Origin of the sequence: Planomonospora antibiotica (genome assembly GCF_014647955.1) — a bacterium.
Lineage (GTDB): Bacteria > Actinomycetota > Actinomycetes > Streptosporangiales > Streptosporangiaceae > Planomonospora > Planomonospora parontospora.
In genome coordinates this window covers 1-14,345 of the sequence record NZ_BMQE01000053.1, presented here as the reverse complement: position 1 = coordinate 14,345, position 14,345 = coordinate 1, and the positions used below count along the sequence as shown (strand labels likewise).

15 protein-coding genes are annotated in these 14,345 nt (G+C 71.8%); 5 read left to right on the top strand and 10 right to left on the bottom strand.

What is annotated here, in order from left to right; genetic code table 11:
* Nucleotides 1–4 precede the first annotated feature (4 nt).
* From bioD to IEZ06_RS30690, 3 genes are all read right to left on the bottom strand, one after another.
* Nucleotides 5–727 carry a dethiobiotin synthase gene (gene bioD / locus IEZ06_RS30700; RefSeq protein WP_189240178.1) on the bottom strand — a complete coding sequence of 241 codons (723 nt, stop codon included), beginning with the start codon at nt 725–727 and terminating at the stop codon, nt 5–7.
* A gap of 187 nt (nt 728–914) precedes the next feature.
* The gene (locus tag IEZ06_RS30695) at nt 915–1,634 is read right to left on the bottom strand and encodes a GntR family transcriptional regulator (protein ID WP_068897754.1); all 720 of its coding nucleotides are present in this window, start codon (nt 1,632–1,634) and stop codon (nt 915–917) included.
* 85 nt (nt 1,635–1,719) lie between these two features.
* On the bottom strand, nt 1,720–2,880 hold the full coding sequence (locus IEZ06_RS30690; protein WP_189240177.1) for an 8-amino-7-oxononanoate synthase: 1,161 nt from the start codon (nt 2,878–2,880) through the stop codon (nt 1,720–1,722).
* Between the two features lie 68 nt (nt 2,881–2,948).
* Between IEZ06_RS30690 and IEZ06_RS30680 the strand changes: the two genes are divergently transcribed.
* Complete coding sequence (locus IEZ06_RS30680; protein ID WP_229798937.1) at nt 2,949–4,592, top strand: sensor histidine kinase; 1,644 nt, start codon at nt 2,949–2,951, stop codon at nt 4,590–4,592.
* A gap of 129 nt (nt 4,593–4,721) precedes the next feature.
* On the opposite strand, the gene IEZ06_RS30675 is transcribed toward IEZ06_RS30680, so the two are convergent.
* Nucleotides 4,722–4,976 carry a WhiB family transcriptional regulator gene (locus tag IEZ06_RS30675; RefSeq protein ID WP_068897752.1) on the bottom strand — a complete coding sequence of 85 codons (255 nt, stop codon included), beginning with the start codon at nt 4,974–4,976 and terminating at the stop codon, nt 4,722–4,724.
* Between the two features lie 280 nt (nt 4,977–5,256).
* Entirely contained in the window at nt 5,257–6,201 is a 945-nt protein-coding gene (locus tag IEZ06_RS30670) for a diacylglycerol/lipid kinase family protein (RefSeq protein WP_189240176.1), read from the bottom strand.
* A 77-nt stretch (nt 6,202–6,278) separates the two neighbouring features.
* Between IEZ06_RS30670 and IEZ06_RS30665 the strand changes: the two genes are divergently transcribed.
* A complete protein-coding gene (locus IEZ06_RS30665; RefSeq protein ID WP_189240175.1) occupies nt 6,279–6,692 on the top strand; it encodes a hypothetical protein in 414 nt (137 codons plus the stop codon).
* Between the two features lie 21 nt (nt 6,693–6,713).
* Here the strand turns inward: IEZ06_RS30665 and IEZ06_RS30660 are convergent, their stop codons facing one another.
* From IEZ06_RS30660 to sodN, 3 genes are all read right to left on the bottom strand, one after another.
* Nucleotides 6,714–7,493, bottom strand: a complete 780-nt coding sequence (locus IEZ06_RS30660; RefSeq protein ID WP_203872270.1) for an RNA polymerase sigma factor SigF — start codon at nt 7,491–7,493, stop codon at nt 6,714–6,716.
* Nucleotides 7,494–7,510: 17 nt separating this feature from the next.
* Nucleotides 7,511–7,936, bottom strand: coding sequence for an ATP-binding protein (locus IEZ06_RS30655; RefSeq protein ID WP_068897748.1), 426 nt, complete (start codon nt 7,934–7,936; stop codon nt 7,511–7,513).
* A 228-nt stretch (nt 7,937–8,164) separates the two neighbouring features.
* A complete protein-coding gene (sodN, locus tag IEZ06_RS30650; protein ID WP_068897747.1) occupies nt 8,165–8,566 on the bottom strand; it encodes a superoxide dismutase, Ni in 402 nt (133 codons plus the stop codon).
* Nucleotides 8,567–8,597: 31 nt separating this feature from the next.
* Between sodN and IEZ06_RS30645 the strand changes: the two genes are divergently transcribed.
* Entirely contained in the window at nt 8,598–8,966 is a 369-nt protein-coding gene (locus tag IEZ06_RS30645; RefSeq protein ID WP_268245639.1) for a S24 family peptidase, read from the top strand.
* Here the strand turns inward: IEZ06_RS30645 and IEZ06_RS30640 are convergent.
* Nucleotides 8,921–9,466, bottom strand: a complete 546-nt coding sequence (locus tag IEZ06_RS30640) for a CGNR zinc finger domain-containing protein (RefSeq protein ID WP_189240172.1) — start codon at nt 9,464–9,466, stop codon at nt 8,921–8,923. The two genes, IEZ06_RS30645 and IEZ06_RS30640, sit on opposite strands and share 46 nt — an antisense overlap.
* 268 nt (nt 9,467–9,734) lie before the next feature.
* Between IEZ06_RS30640 and IEZ06_RS30635 the strand changes: the two genes are divergently transcribed.
* Both IEZ06_RS30635 and IEZ06_RS30630 read left to right on the top strand, forming a co-directional pair.
* Nucleotides 9,735–10,928 (top strand): NAD(P)-dependent malic enzyme, encoded by a 1,194-nt coding sequence (locus IEZ06_RS30635; RefSeq protein WP_275414900.1) that lies wholly within the window; start codon nt 9,735–9,737, stop codon nt 10,926–10,928.
* A 249-nt stretch (nt 10,929–11,177) separates the two neighbouring features.
* A complete protein-coding gene (locus tag IEZ06_RS30630; protein WP_189240171.1) occupies nt 11,178–12,536 on the top strand; it encodes an NsdA family TPR-like regulatory protein in 1,359 nt (452 codons plus the stop codon).
* A gap of 70 nt (nt 12,537–12,606) precedes the next feature.
* Here the strand turns inward: IEZ06_RS30630 and IEZ06_RS30625 are convergent, their stop codons facing one another.
* Nucleotides 12,607–14,151: a trypsin-like serine peptidase gene (locus tag IEZ06_RS30625; protein ID WP_229798936.1), complete on the bottom strand. Its 1,545-nt coding sequence runs from the start codon at nt 14,149–14,151 to the stop codon at nt 12,607–12,609.
* Nucleotides 14,152–14,345 lie beyond the last annotated feature (194 nt).

Sequence of the window (14,345 nt, the reverse complement as noted above, 5' to 3'; positions counted from 1 at the left end):
ACGGCTACGGGGAAAGCGTAAGGGCGCTCCTGAAGGCGGCGGGGTCGAACCCGCCGCCCAGGACCGGGCTCAGCCCCGAGCGCGCCACCCGGGCGAAGGACTCGCGGTCCAGCCCGCCGGCCCCCTCGGGGAGGACGCCCGCCAGCGGCCGGGCGGCCAGCATCTCCAGGTCCGCCACGTTGCACCGCTCGGCCAGGCCGGGCTCCGCCGGCCACGAGCCGATCACCAGGCCGGCCAGGTCGAGACCGCGGCCCGCCACGGCCTCCAGCGTCAGCGCGGTGTGGTTGAGCGTGCCCAGCGCGGCCCTGGCCACCACCAGCACCGGCGCGTGCAGCATCCGGGCCAGGTCCGCGAGCGTGAACCCCTCCTCGTCGAAGCGGACGAGCAGCCCGCCCGCGCCCTCCACGACGACCAGCCGGTGCGACTCGGTCAGCTCCTTGATCCGCACGGCCGCCTCCGCGAGGGAGACCGGGGGCAGCCCCGCGACGCGCGCGGCGGCGGCCGGGGCCAGGGGATCGGGGAACCTGGCGAGCTCGAACGTGGTCGTCACCCCGCTAAGGCGGATGACGTCGTCCAGATCTCCGGGTTCGTTCTCGCCGACGCCGGTCTGGGCCGGTTTGACCACCGCGACGGTCGATCCCCGCTCCCGCGCCAGCGCCGCCACGGCGGCCGTGACGACCGTCTTCCCCACCCCGGTGTCGGTCCCGGTGACCACGAGAATGCTCATCCGCCCCAGCCTACGGGGAGCCCGGCCGCGGAGGTGGGGCGGCGTGCCGCAGGCTCCCGTCGGGGGCGGGCCGGACGGGTGCCCCCGCCGGGGACGTGCGGGCGCCCTAGCCAGGGCCTCGGGTGGGCGCCCCCCGTCAGGGACGGCACGGGCGGACGCCTCCGCCGGGGCCGCGGACGGGCGCCCGTCAGGGGCGGCGCAGGCGGGTGACGAACTTGTAGCGGTCGCCGCGGTAGAGCGACTGCGCCCACTCCACGGGGTTGCCGTCGGCGTCGAAGGCGTGCCGGGTGAGCAGCAGCATCGGCAGGCCGACGTCGACGCTCAGCACCTGGGCGTCGTACGGCGTCGCCAGCACGGTCTCGATGATCTCCTCGGCGTCCATCAGCCGCACGTTGTAGGCGTTGTGCAGCGTCTCGTACAGCGAGGAGTGCACCTCCAGCTCCCGCCGGAGCCGGGGGAAGCGGCGGGCGGACAGGTGGGTGGTGTCGATCGACATCGGCTCGCCGTTGGCCAGGCGGAGCCGGTGGATGCGGAGCACGCGCCCGCCGGGGTTGATCGCCAGCCGGCGGGCCAGGGGCTCGTCGGCCGTGACGTAGCTGATGTCCAGGATCTTGGTGTCGGGTTCCAGACCGACGGTCCGCAGGTCGCCGGTGTAGGAGGTGAGCTGGAGGACCTGGGCGACCTTCGGCTGCGCGACGAACGTGCCCTTGCCCTGGATGCGGACCAGGCGGCCCTCGACCACGAGCTCCGACAGCGCCTGGCGCACGGTGGTCCGCGAGGTCTCGAAGCGGACCGCGAGCGTCCTCTCCGGAGGCAGCGCGCTGCCCGCCGGCAGGCTCTTGGTGAGGGAGAGGAGACTCCGCTTGACGTCGTAGTACTTCGGGATCCGGGGGGAGTCGTCCGTCATGGAAGCTCCTCGCCCGCAGGGGCGGAACCCGCCCGGCCGGCCGTGCCGGGCCCGCCGTGCCGGCCGGCCCGCTCACCGCGTTCGCTCACTTGCCCACCTTCATCTCGGCGACGGCGGTGAGAGCACCCCGGATCACCGCGAGATCATCGGAACTCAGATTGGCCCGCGCGGTCAACCGCAGGCAAGAGCGGCCGACCGGCACCGAGGGCGGCCGGAAGCATCCGGCCCGCACTCCGTGTTCCGCACAGATGGCGGCGGCCCGCAGCGCGGTCTCGGGCCGGCCGAGGACGACGGGGACGACCGCACCTGCCGGCTCGCCGGTCTCCAGGCCGAGTTCGCGGGCCATCGAGGCCAGCTCCCTCGCTCTGGTCCGCACGCGTCCGGGCAGTTCGGGCTGATGGTGAAGGATATCGACCGCGGCGAGTGCCGCCGCCACGCTGCCCGGGGCCAGCCCGGTGTCGAAGATGAACGAGCGGCCCGTGTCCACCAGGGCCTCCACGACCTCGGGCGCGCCCAGCACGGCCCCGCCCTGGGAACCCAGCGACTTCGACAGTGTGACCGTTCTCACAACCGTCCGTTCACCGGCCAGACCCGCGGCGTGCACCGCGCCCCGTCCGCCGGACCCCACCACACCGAGCGAGTGCGCCTCGTCCACCACGAGCAGCGCGCCCTGCCGTACGGCCGCGGCGTGCAGCTCCTCCAGCGGGGCCAGGTCCCCGTCCACGGAGAAGACCGCGTCGGTGACGACGAGCGCGTGCTCCTCGGCGCGGTCGGCCAGGGCCTTCTCCACGGCGGCCGCGTCCCCGTGCGGGGTGACCGCCACGCGGGAGCGGGAGAGCCTGCAGGCGTCCACGATCGAGGCGTGGTTGCCCGCGTCGGAGACCACCAGCGCACCCGCGCCCAGCGCCGCGACGGCCGCCAGGTTGGCCAGGTAGCCGGAGGAGAAGACCAGCGCGTCCTCGGCGCCCGCGAAGGCGCCCAGCGCCTCCTCCAGCCGGGCGTGCAGTGCGGTGGAGCCGGTGACCAGGCGGGAGCCGGTGGAGCCGGTGCCCCAGGTGCGGGTGGCCTCGACGGCGGCCTCGGCCAGCCGCGGATCCCTGGCCAGCCCGAGGTAGTCGTTGGAGGCCAGGTCGATCAGGCCGTCGTCGTCGGGCGTGCGGGCGCGCAGGGTGCGCCTCAGTCCTGCCGCGCGCCGTGCTTCGGCCGCGGTCCGCAGGCGGGCCAGGGGATCCGGGGTCTGCTCCATGGGGGCATCTTCGCAGTTCCGGATCGGCCGATTCGCGTTCAGGCCAGCAAAGAACGCATGATGCACGGGTGCCGACTCTTAGCGACCTGGCGGTTCGCCACACCGCGCTCGACGATGCGGACCTCGAGTGGATGCACTCGCTGGTCTCCGACTGGCAGCTCCTGGCCGATCTGTCGTTCGCCGACCTCATCCTGTGGATCCCCCTGAAGGACGGGTCGGGGTGGATCGCGGTCGCGCAGATGCGCCCCACCACCGGGCCCACCGTCTACCACGACGACGTCGTGGGCACGACCATCGCCAGGGGCGAGCGCGAGCTCATCGACACCGCCTGGGACGAGCGGAGGATCTGCCGTGAGGGCGACCCCGACTGGTCCACCGGCGTCCCGGTGCGGGAGGAGACCATCCCGGTACGGCGGGCGGACCCGGCCGGAGGCGCCCTCGGCGGATGCGCGCCCGGCGCGTCCGTGCCCGGTGGGCTCGCGCTCGGCGGGCCCGCGTCCGGTGGGCCCGCGTCCGGCGGGTCCGCCGTCGGCGGGGCGGCGAACGGGGCCACGAACGGGGCCGCCCCCAGCGGGCCGGCGAACGGTGCGGTTCCCGGGCAGCGCTACCTCGGGGTGATCCAGCGTTCGACGAACCTGTCGTCGGCGCGCACGCCGTCCCGCCTGGAGCTCACCTACCTGCAGAGCGCCTCGGACCTGGCCCAGATGGTGGCCGAGGGCCGCTTCCCGTTCTCCGGTGCGGAGCCGATCCTGGTGCGCTCGCCGCGCGTGGGCGACGGCCTGCTCCGGCTCGACCGGGCGGGCCGGGTGACCTACGCCTCGCCCAACGCCCTGTCGGCCTACCGGCGGCTGGGGCTGACCGCGGACCTGGTCGGCGCGGAGCTGGGCCGTACGACCGCCACGCTCTGCTACGCCGACGAGCCCATCAACGAGAACCTGATGATCGTGGCGAGCGGCCGGGAGCCCCGGGAGACCGAGGTGGAGGCGGGTGGCACGGTCGTGCAGCTGCGGGCGATCCCGCTGGTGGTCGGGGGCGGGCGGATCGGCGCGCTGGTGCTCATCCGCGACGTGACGGAGCTGCGGCGGCGCGAGCGCGAGCTGATGACCAAGGACGCCACCATCCGGGAGATCCACCACCGGGTGAAGAACAACCTTCAGACGGTGGCGGCGCTGCTGCGGCTGCAGGCCAGGCGGCTGCAGGTGCCGGAGGGGCGGGAGGCCCTGGAGGAGGCGGTGCGCCGGGTCGGGTCGATCGCGATCGTGCACGAGACGCTGTCCCACACGCCCGAGGAGCAGGTGGACTTCGACGACATCGCCGACCGGGTGATCGCGATGGCCAGTGAGGTGTCGGCCCCGGAGGCGCAGGTGGTGCCGCGCCGCGTCGGGACGTTCGGGGTGCTGAAGTCGGAGATCGCCACCCCGCTGGCGATGGTCCTCACCGAGCTGCTGCAGAACGCGGTCCAGCACGGGCTGGCGCAGCGGCCGGGCAGGCTCCAGGTGATCGTCTCGAGGGAGGCCGACCGGCTGGACGTGATCGTCTCCGACGACGGCGCCGGCCTGCCCGAGGGGTTCGACCTCGAGTCGTCCACCAGCCTGGGTCTGCAGATCGTGCGGACCCTGGTGGTGGGGGAGCTCTCCGGGCGGCTGGCCATCGAGCCGCGCCAGGGCGGCGGGACCGAGGTCACCCTGGCGATCCCCCTGCCGGGGGCCTGACGCGGTCCGCGGAGAGCGACCGGGGCGGCGGTGCGGGCGCCGCGGCGGGGCCCCGGTCGGTCCCGGGGCCCGTGCCGGTCGGGCCGCTCAGGCCGCGCTCCGGGTGGCGCTTCAGACGCGGGTGGCGCCTCAGGCGGTGGCGCGGGCGCGGGCGCGGGCCGTGCGGCGCTTGAAGGCGCGGCGCTCGTCCTCGCTCAGGCCGCCCCAGACGCCGGCGTCCTGCCCGGACTCCAGAGCCCACTTCAGGCAGGCCTCGCTCACGGTGCACGTACGGCAGACCTGCTTGGCCTCTTCGATCTGCATCAGGGCGGGGCCGGTGTTGCCGATCGGGAAGAACAGCTCGGGGTCCACGTCACGGCAGGCAGCTCGGTGGCGCCAGTCCATGCGTCCACTCCTTCGTAAGAGGAGCCCTTGCTCGGCTCCGACGGCTCACTTTGTGAAGACTTTCACTAACAAGCGCGAGCGACCTCCCGGTCCTGGGTCGGTCCGGGAGTGTTCGCGGTGATCGCCGGTGGCCTCAGAGTAAAGGTGGCCACTCAAAGGTCCTACGTTCCGACGTCACTGCTGAGAGTGTCAGCTACCCCGAGTGCAGGCAAGAGGTTTGGTAAAAGGTTTTGGGGGATAAGAGTGTCGGATACGTCACACATTGACGATATGTAACCCGCTATGCCAGTACTTGTAACGCATTGGGGGTAGAGCGGAAGATCACCTGCTCGACCTCTCCCAGATAGTCGCCGTCGAGCTGGAAGGCCACCGGCCGCTCGGCGGTCAGCGTGAACTCCTTCTCGTCGTGGAGCTGCACCAGGTGCCGGCCGCTCGGCAGGGTGTCGCGCGTCCCCATGATCTGCGGCATCAGGCCGAGCATGGACGGCAGGCCGAGGCGCTGGAGCCCCAGGAGGTCCAGGCCCGTCTCGAAGCTCGCCCAGGGGGTCGGGCAGACCGGCCGGGGGCCGATGAAGCTCCAGGGCGAGGTGTTGGAGACCACCGCCATGAAGATGCCGACGGCCGGGGGCACACCGGGGCCCTCCAGGCGCATCGCGGCGTGGCGCTTGTCGGTCGACAGGTAGTGGCGCAGCGCGGTGTTGACGTAGCGCGCGGGAGTGGCCTTGCGGCCCGTGCCGCGCATCCCCTCGACCGCCCGGATGACCTCCGCGTCGTATCCCAGGCCGCTGCAGAACGTGAAGTAGCGGCTGTGCCCGTCCCACAGGGCCCGGCCGAGCCCCACCGTGCGCCGCCGGTCACGGCCGACCGCCTCCAGCACCACCCCGGTGGCCTCGACCGGGTCGTTCGGCAGGCCGAGCGCCCGGGCGAAGACGTTCGCGCTCCCGCCGGGGATCACCAGCAGCGCCGGCCGGTCGGCCGCCACCTCGCCGTCCTCGGCGTCGAGCAGGCCGTTCACCGTCTCGTTGATCGTGCCGTCGCCGCCGAGCACCGCGACCACGCCGAACCCGTCGGCGTGGGCCGTGCGGGCGAGGTGGGCCGCGTGCCCCCGGTAGCCGGTCTCCTCGACCGTCAGGTCCATCGTCGCGCCCAGCGCCCTGATGAGCACGTCCCGCGTCCGCTGGTTGGTGGTCGTGGCCTTGGGGTTCACCAGGAGCATCGCGCGCATGGCGCCAGCGTATCCGGCAATAACAGCCCAGAGGCGGCGAAAGCGGTGTCTATCGACGTCGGCTGTAGGGTTGCCCTGTGCAGAACCGCCCGCCGGCCCTCACCGTCGCCGCCGCCGTCCTCGCGCTGGAAGGACTCACCGCTCTGCTCCTCGGCGGCTACGTCGCGGTCGAGACCGTGGTCGGGAACCCGTCCGATGCGATGAGCTCGGCCTTCGTCGCCGGTTTCGGGCTCCTCGTGGGAGCGATCCTGCTCCGGGTGGCCTGGGGGCTGCTGCGGGCCGAGAAGTGGACGCGGAGCCCGGGGGTGCTGACCCAGATCTTCATGGTCCCGGTCGTGGTCACGCTCTTCCAGTCGGACCGGGCGCTGCTCGGCGGCCTCCTGGCCGCCGCGGCGGTGACCGCGCTGGTCGCGCTGCTCTCCCCGCCGACGACCCGGGTCCTCTACGGGGACGCGGAGCCGTCGGACGGGGCCGGGAGCGGCGGGGCCTGAGCGGCGGACCGGACCGGCGGGTCAGTCCTCTGCGGTGAGGCCCTCGCGGAGCTGGGTCAGGGTCCTGGCCAGCAGCCGGGAGACGTGCATCTGCGAGATGCCCAGCTCGGTGGCGATCTGCGACTGCGTCATGTTGCCGAAGAACCGCAGCAGCAGGATCCGCTTCTCGCGCGGCGGGAGCCGTTCGAGCAGCGGCTTGAGGGACTCGCGGTATTCGACGCCCTCCAGGGAGTCGTCCACGATGCCGAGGGAGTCGGCCACCGCGGGCGCGTCGTCGTCGCCGGAGTCGGGGGCGTCCAGGGAGACCGTGGAGTAGGCGTTGGCCGACTCCAGACCCTCGAGCACCTCCTCCTCGGTCATCTTCAGGAACGCCGCGAGCTCGGCGACGGTGGGCGCCCGCCCCTCGCGCTGCGACAGCTCGCTGATCGCCTTGGTGAGCGAGAGCTTCAGCTCCTGCAGGCGGCGCGGCACGCGGACCGCCCAGCCCTTGTCGCGGAAGTGCCGCTTGATCTCGCCCACGATGGTGGGCGTGGCGTAGGTGGAGAACTCCACCCCGCGGTCCAGGTCGAAGCGGTCGATCGACTTGATCAGGCCGATGGTGGCGACCTGCGTCAGGTCGTCGAGCCACTCGCCCCGGTTGCGGAAGCGCCGGGCGAGGTATTCGACCAGGGGCAGGTGGAGCTCGACGAGCTCGTCACGGATGCGCTGGCGTCGCGGGTCGTCGGGGGTCAACTCCGCCAGTTCACCGAAGAGCGTGCGCGCGCGGACCCTGTCGGGGACCGCGTGGTCGCTGGTGGCCATGGCACGAGTCCTTTCCGTCACGCCGGCCTCGCCGCGCCTCGACGCTTGCGGAGCACGATCGCCATACGGTCGGGGGAGTCGGTCACGGCGTCCACGTCGTCCGCCAGGGCGGTGAGCACCATCCAGGCGAACTCGTCGCGCTTGGGCGGGGAGCTGCCCACCGTGCTGACCTCGACCCGGACCCGCATCTCCTGTCCGGTGAGCTCGAACTCGGCCGTCAGGTCGGTGCCCGGGACGGCCTGGGTCAACAACATCGCACACGCCTCGTCGACCGCGATCCGGAGATCCTCGATCTCGTCCAGCGTGAAGTCCAGACGGGCGGCCAGCCCTGCGGTGGCCGTACGTAAAACGGACAGATATGCGCTCACAGCCGGCAGCCGGACGCTCACCACGTCACGGATCCCGCCCGCGTCGACCGCGGGCGCCTCGGTGTGCTCAGTCACGTTCCTCCTCGCAAGGTCGCTGACTGCAACCTACCGCCCCCAGGTGGCTGTTGGCCCGATCAGACTCGCGATCGGAATGATTTGGAACGGGAAAAAAGGGCGTTCCGCGAGGTGGGAGGAGCGGCCCACCGGCACCCCGCGGGGCGCCGGTGCGCCGTGCCCTGCGCGGTCGCGAATCCGGCCGCGGCGGCGGATCAGGGCGGTCGTGAATCCGGCCGCGGCGGCGGATCAGGCGGCCTTGGTCTCCCAGAAGATCTTGGAGATCTCCTCGATCTTGGCCAGGAGCTCGTCGGCCTTGGAGGAGTCGACGGTGCCCTTGGCCGCGGCGGCGCCCGCCAGCTTGGTGGCCTCCCAGAACAGCTGGTGCAGCTGGGGGTAGGCCTCCAGGTGCTGCGGCTTGAAGTAGTCGGTCCACAGCACCCACAGGTGGTGCTTGACCAGCTGGGCCCGCTCCTCCTTGATGATCAGCGCGCGCGTGCGGAAGACCGGGTCCTCGTTGGCGGCGTACTTCTCCATGATGGCCTTGACGGACTCGGCCTCGATGCGGGCCTGGGCCGGGTCGTACACGCCGCAGGGCAGGTCGCAGTGGGCGGACGCGACGTGCCGGGGGCGCAGAAGTCGTGCGAGCATCGGAAAATCCTTCCTTGATGCTGAGATCAGCATGGTCCTTGAACGACCTTACTCGCCTTCGCAGGCCCGTACAGGAAGGGGGTTCGCGCTCATGAGAGTCCGTGTCGAGGGGGAGTCCATGCTGCCCGCGCTGCGCCCCGGCGACTGGCTCTGGGTACGGTGCGGCGCCCCGGTCCGGTCCGGGGACCTCGTCCTCGCCCGGCTCCCCGCCGACCCGTCCCGGCTGATCGTCAAACGCGCCGCGTGGCGCGACGGCGAGGGCTGGTGGCTGGAGAGCGACAACCAGCGCGCCTCCGGCCGCCGGGACAGCTGGGACTTCGGCCCGGTCCCGGTGGTGGGGCGGGTGGTCGCGCGCTACCGGCCGCCGCTGTCCTGGCCGACCTTCTTCCGGGCCCGGTAGGCGGCGACGTTGGCCCGGCTGGCGCACCGCTCCGAGCAGTAGCGCCGGGACCGGTTGGAGGAGGTGTCGAGATAGGCCCGGCGGCACGGCGCCGCCCGGCAGAGCCCGAGCCGGTCCGGGCCGAGGTCGGTGACGATGGTGGCCAGGCCCATCACCGCGCCCACGATGTACTGGTCGCAGAAGCGCCCGCCCTCGGTGAGGTGCAGGTGCCAGGGCTCGCCGTCGTGGTCGGCGATCTGCGGGTGGACCGGGTGGCGGCGGAGCAGCACGTTGAGCCGGTCGACGACCTCCCGCTCGTCCCCGCCGGCCGCGGCCTCGAAGACGGCCACGAGCTCCTCGCGCAGCCCGCGCAGGGCGTCGAGGTCGCCGGGGGTGAGGCGGTCGGTCTGCCGCGGGCGGCCGCTCTCCTCCAGCAGGGTCCGCAGCCCTTCCAGGCCGGTGAGGCGGTCGGGGTTGTTGACGAGCAGCACGGCCAGCTCGGCGTAGGAGATCAGGTCCACCGGGAGTTTCCGTAGAGGAGTCGGAGTAAGGGGTATTCAGGGGTTCAAGTATTACATGTGAGCGGGTTAACGTCCCCGGTAACGAAAGTGTGCGCCACCTGTCACCTGCCGGAGTCTCACCATGTGGCACAATCGAGCAACGGGTGACCCCCGAACCCCTCCAGGCGACCGTCTCCAGCGAGCACGTCCCGAGCGGCTACCGAAGCCGGGCCAGCCTCCTGCGGCGCCTACGAAGGAAATGTCCGTCTGACTGATTACAGGGGTCGCTGTGGCAATCTCGCCATCTTCCATCTCCCTCGAAGCCCTCGATCTGGACCCGGCCTTCGCCCTGCACCGCGGGGGCAAGCTGGAAGTCCGCTCCTCCGTCCCGGTCCGCAACGCCGAGGACCTGTCCCTCGCCTACACCCCGGGCGTGGCCAAGGTCTGCACCGCGATCGCCGAGGAGCCCGAGCTCGCAGCCGACTACACCTGGGTCTCGAACGTCGTGGCCGTCGTCTCCGACGGCACCGCGGTGCTCGGGCTCGGTGACATCGGTCCCGCCGCCGCCATGCCCGTCATGGAGGGCAAGGCCCTGCTGTTCAAGGAGTTCGCCGGCGTCGACGCCGTGCCGATCTGCCTCGACTGCACCGACGTGGACGCCCTGGTCGAGACCGTCGTCCGGCTCGCACCCTCGTTCGGCGGCATCAACCTGGAGGACATCAGCGCGCCCCGGTGCTTCGAGGTCGAGGACCGGCTGCGCGAGCTGCTGGACATCCCGGTCTTCCACGACGACCAGCACGGCACCGCGATCGTCGTGCTGGCCGCGCTGAAGAACGCCGCCCGGCTGACCGGCCGATCGCTGGGCGACCTGCGGGCCGTGGTGGCGGGCGCCGGCGCCTCCGGCGTCGCGGTCAGCCGCATCCTGCTGAACGCGGGCATCGGCGACATCGCGGTCTCCGACTCCAAGGGCATCGTCCACCGGGGCCGCGACGGCCTCAACCCGGTCAAGGAGGCGCTGGCCCGCGACACGAACCGGGCGGACCTGCGCGGCTCCACCGAGGAGGCGCTGGCCGGGGCCGACGTGTTCGTCGGCCTGTCCGGCTCGACGGTCTCCGAGCGGGCCATCGCCTCGATGGCGCCGGGCGCGATCGTCTTCGCGCTGTCCAACCCGACGCCCGAGGTCCACCCCGAGGTCGCCGGGAGACACGCCCGGGTGGTCGCCACCGGCCGCTCGGACTTCCCCAACCAGATCAACAACGTGCTGGCCTTCCCCGGTGTCTTCCGCGGGGCGCTCGACGTGCGGGCCACCACCATCACCGAGAACATGAAGGTCGCCGCCGCCGAGGCGCTGGCCGCCGTGGTCGGCGACGACGAGCTCTCCGCCGACTACGTGATCCCCAGCCCGTTCGACGCCCGGGTCGCCCCCGCGGTCACCGCCGCGGTCGTCGCCCAGGCCCGCGCCGACGGGGTCGCCCGGCTCTGACCCGCGCCGGTCCCGCGCGGCCGGGCCGTACCGGCCTGCCTCCGCGCGTACTCCTCGAAGACGCCCCCGCCCGACCGGCGGGGGCGTCTTCTTTGCCAATGAATCTCAATTCTTTTACGGAACGTGCTATAACAAGTTCTCTCCGTTACCTTTACCTTCCGGGCCGGGGCATGCGCGGGCGCCGTCGTGCCCGCGGGCGGCCCGAGCGCACCCCCATGCGCTCGGTGATTCTCGACGGCGAGGAGAACGATGGAACGCCAGCCGAACCGCTCCCTTCAGCGGCTCATCGCCGAGGCCGGGTTCACCTACAAGGGGTTGGCCCGCAACCTCAACGAGCTCGGCCGGGCGCGCGGGCTGTCGGGGCTGAAGTACGACCACAGCTCCGTCCTGCGCTGGCTCGGCGGGCAGCGCCCGCGCGAGCCGGTCCCGGCCCTGCTCGCGGAGATCTTCTCGCTGCGGCTCGGCCGGACGGTCACGCCGGAGGACATGGGCATGTCCGCGACGACTGCACCCCTGGATGTGGGGCAGGAGTTCCCGCACACCTGGAACGAGGGGGTGGCGAGCGTGACGGCGCTGTGGCGGGCGGACGTGGAGCGGCGGAGGTTCCTGGTCGATTCGACCTTCGCGATCGGGGCCGGTTCGGTCGGAGCGATGCGCTGGCTGACCCTCCCCGCGGAGCCCCGCCCCGTCGCGGGCGGCTCCCGGCGGGTGGGCACGACCGACATCGCCGCGATCCGGGAGGTCACCCGGTCCTTCGGCGAGCTGGACAACAGGTTCGGCGGCGGCCGGATCCGCTCGGCGGTGGTGAAGTACCTCGACACCGCGGTCGCTCCGCTGCTCAACGACGGCTCCTACGCCGAGGCCACCGGCAGGGAGCTCGCCTCCGCCGCCGCCGAGCTGACCCGGCTGGCCGGCTGGATGGCCTACGACCTGGAGCACCACGGGGTCGCCCAGCGCTACCTGATCCAGGCGCTGCGCCTGGCCAGGGGGGCGGGGGACCACGGCCTCGGCGGGGAGATCCTCGCCGGGATGAGCCACCAGGCCGCCTACATCGGGCAACCCGCCCACGCCCTCGACCTGGCCCGGGCCGCCCGGCTCTCGGCCCAGCGCGCCGGGGTCTTCTCCCTGCTGGCCGAGGCGCACGTGCTGGAGGCCCACGCGCAGGCCCTGCTGGGCGACCGTACGGCCTGCCGCGCCGCGCTGCACCAGGCGGAGCTGGCCTTCGACCGCAGGAAGCCCGGTGACGAGCCCGAGTGGATCGCGTACTTCGACGAGGCCTATCTGTCGGCCAAGGTCGCCCACTGCTTCCGCGACCTGCGCGACGGGACGCAGGCCGTACGGCACGCGCGGCGGTCGCTGGAGATGGACGGGCGGTTCGTGCGCGGGCGCATGTTCAACCTGTCGCTGCTCGCCGCGGGGCTGCTGGAGTGCGGCGAGCTGGAGGAGGCCTGCACGGCGGCGGGTGAGGCGCTGGAGCTGGCGGGAGGGCTGCAGTCGGCGCGGACCCGGTCCTATGTGACCGACCTGCGCCGGAGGCTGGAGCCGCACGCGGCGGAGCCCGCCGTCGTGGAGCTGAACGAGCGGATCAGGGAGCTCGCCCCGGCCTGAGCGGGGAGGGTGGGGGAAGGGATTCGGCGGGAACCGGAGCCCTTCCCCCGCCCCACGGGCGGTTCCGCTCCTACTTGAGGAGCTCGCCCTTGTCGCCGACGATCCGCGCGTTGCGGACCTGGCGGGCCTCGCGGTAGACGCCCGCGGAGTCACCGTCGAAGTACGGCGAACTGACGAAGTCCACCCGACTGTTGCCGTCCTGGTCATGGAAGGCACTGGTCACGCCGTTGACGTAACCGAGGCGCTTGGCGTTGCTGTACTTGAGGAGCCAGGGGCCGCCGTCGGAGCCACCGGTCATCGAGCACTTCAGTGCCAGGTGGTTCTCGATCTTGTAGGCGTTGGTGGAGTAAGTGCGGGTGTTGGTCTTGCCGTAGCAGTACTTCATGGTCACGCCGGTGAACGGCTTGTCGCCGTCGGGGTGCGCCTCGGCGGGGTAGCCGAAGGCGTAGACCGGCTGGCCGGCCTTCTGGTTCCAGGCGAAGCCCTGGCCGCCGACGTTGTCGCCGAGCCGACCGACGTCCTTGACGAGGTCGAGGACGACGTAGATCTTCTTGTAGTACTTGAGGTCCGAGCCCGGCTTGATCCACTGCTGGACGTAGTAGCGGGTGACCGAGGAGGGCTCGCCCTTCTTACTGAGGGTGCCCTTGTTGCCGCTGTCCGGCTTGGCCAGGTCCTTCCACTCGGCCTCGGTCAGCGGCGTGGTCTCGGGGGCGCCGAGCTTGTTGCCGTTGCCCTTGCCCAGGCCGGCCTTCTCGTACTTGGCAGCGGTGGTCTCGACCGCGGTCACGACGGCGCCGGGGTAGTTGGCGTCGACGTTCTGCGGGTCGACCTTGTCGACGGAGTAGCAGTCGCCGGTCAGGTTCAGGGTGCAGTCGTCGAACTGCGCCTTGCTGATCTCCTGACTCCTGATCTCCTTGTCGCCGGTGTGCTTGTCCCACTCGGCCTTGGTGACGACCTTGCCGCTGCCGCCGATCTGGAGGCCGTTGTAGACGGCCACGAACGCGTAGTCGTGGTCGAAGTCCTCGTGGACCGCGAAGTTGTAGTGGGTGAACGCCGCCTGTCCGACGTAGACGCCCCACGGGGCCTTGCCCTGGTAGTAGCCCGGCACGAACATCCACTTGTCCATGACGTCACGGTTGCCCTCGACGTCGTAGACGCAGTGGCCGGCGGTGGCGACCAGGTTGCGGTAGGTCGACTGGATCGAGGTGGCGGAGCACCAGCGGTACTCGCCCTTGTGGTCGACGAAGAACACCTTGCCGACGGTCTTCGGCAGGTTGACGTTCTTGACCTTGGAGACGGTGGCGTTCTCACCGCCGATGGGGACGACCGCTCCGGGCTTGCCGTCGGCGACGGACTGGCTGCGGCTCGCGACGAGCGTGGTCACGGCCTTGACGTCCCGGTTGTACTGCGTCGCCTTCTTCAGGGCGGCGCCGTTGGAGTCGAGCCAGAAGCCCGCTGCGGAGAGAGCGAGGGCCTTGGTGGCGGAGAGGTTGTCACGGGCCCAGTCCGGAGCGGCCTGGGCGGGCGTCGCCGCAGCGGTGAGGGCGGCGAAGGTCAGGCCGGCGGCACTCAGTGCGCCGCCACGGGTGAGGAAGCGTTGTGCTCGGGGGTTCACGGAATCTCCATGCATCGGTGCGGGCGCCCGGTGCGTCACAGGCGTCACAAGAGGGGTTCCGAAACCTTATCGGCTCTTACTTTTGTCCTGCTAGGCGACTTCCTGGGAGTTCTGTTACTTTTTCTGACCAGTTGGGGAAATGGCCGAGGGGCCCGGCGAAACGCCGGGCCCCTCGGGTGGAACTGGGTGAACCT

Bases quoted from the DNA above. Each gene is read 5' to 3' on its own strand.
- IEZ06_RS30695 (WP_068897754.1), bottom strand. From the start codon at position 1,634: ATGACGGACGACTCCCCCCGGATCCCGAAGTACTACGACGTCAAGCGG.
- sodN (WP_068897747.1), bottom strand. From the start codon at position 8,566: ATGCTCGCACGACTTCTGCGCCCCCGGCACGTCGCGTCCGCCCACTGC.
- bioD (WP_189240178.1), bottom strand. From the start codon at position 727: ATGAGCATTCTCGTGGTCACCGGGACCGACACCGGGGTGGGGAAGACG.
- IEZ06_RS30660 (WP_203872270.1), bottom strand. From the start codon at position 7,493: ATGGCCACCAGCGACCACGCGGTCCCCGACAGGGTCCGCGCGCGCACG.
- IEZ06_RS30675 (WP_068897752.1), bottom strand. From the start codon at position 4,976: ATGGACTGGCGCCACCGAGCTGCCTGCCGTGACGTGGACCCCGAGCTG.
- IEZ06_RS30630 (WP_189240171.1), top strand. From the start codon at position 11,178: ATGGAACGCCAGCCGAACCGCTCCCTTCAGCGGCTCATCGCCGAGGCC.
- IEZ06_RS30670 (WP_189240176.1), bottom strand. From the start codon at position 6,201: ATGCGCGCGATGCTCCTGGTGAACCCCAAGGCCACGACCACCAACCAG.
- IEZ06_RS30645 (WP_268245639.1), top strand. From the start codon at position 8,598: ATGGTCCTTGAACGACCTTACTCGCCTTCGCAGGCCCGTACAGGAAGG.
- IEZ06_RS30690 (WP_189240177.1), bottom strand. From the start codon at position 2,880: ATGGAGCAGACCCCGGATCCCCTGGCCCGCCTGCGGACCGCGGCCGAA.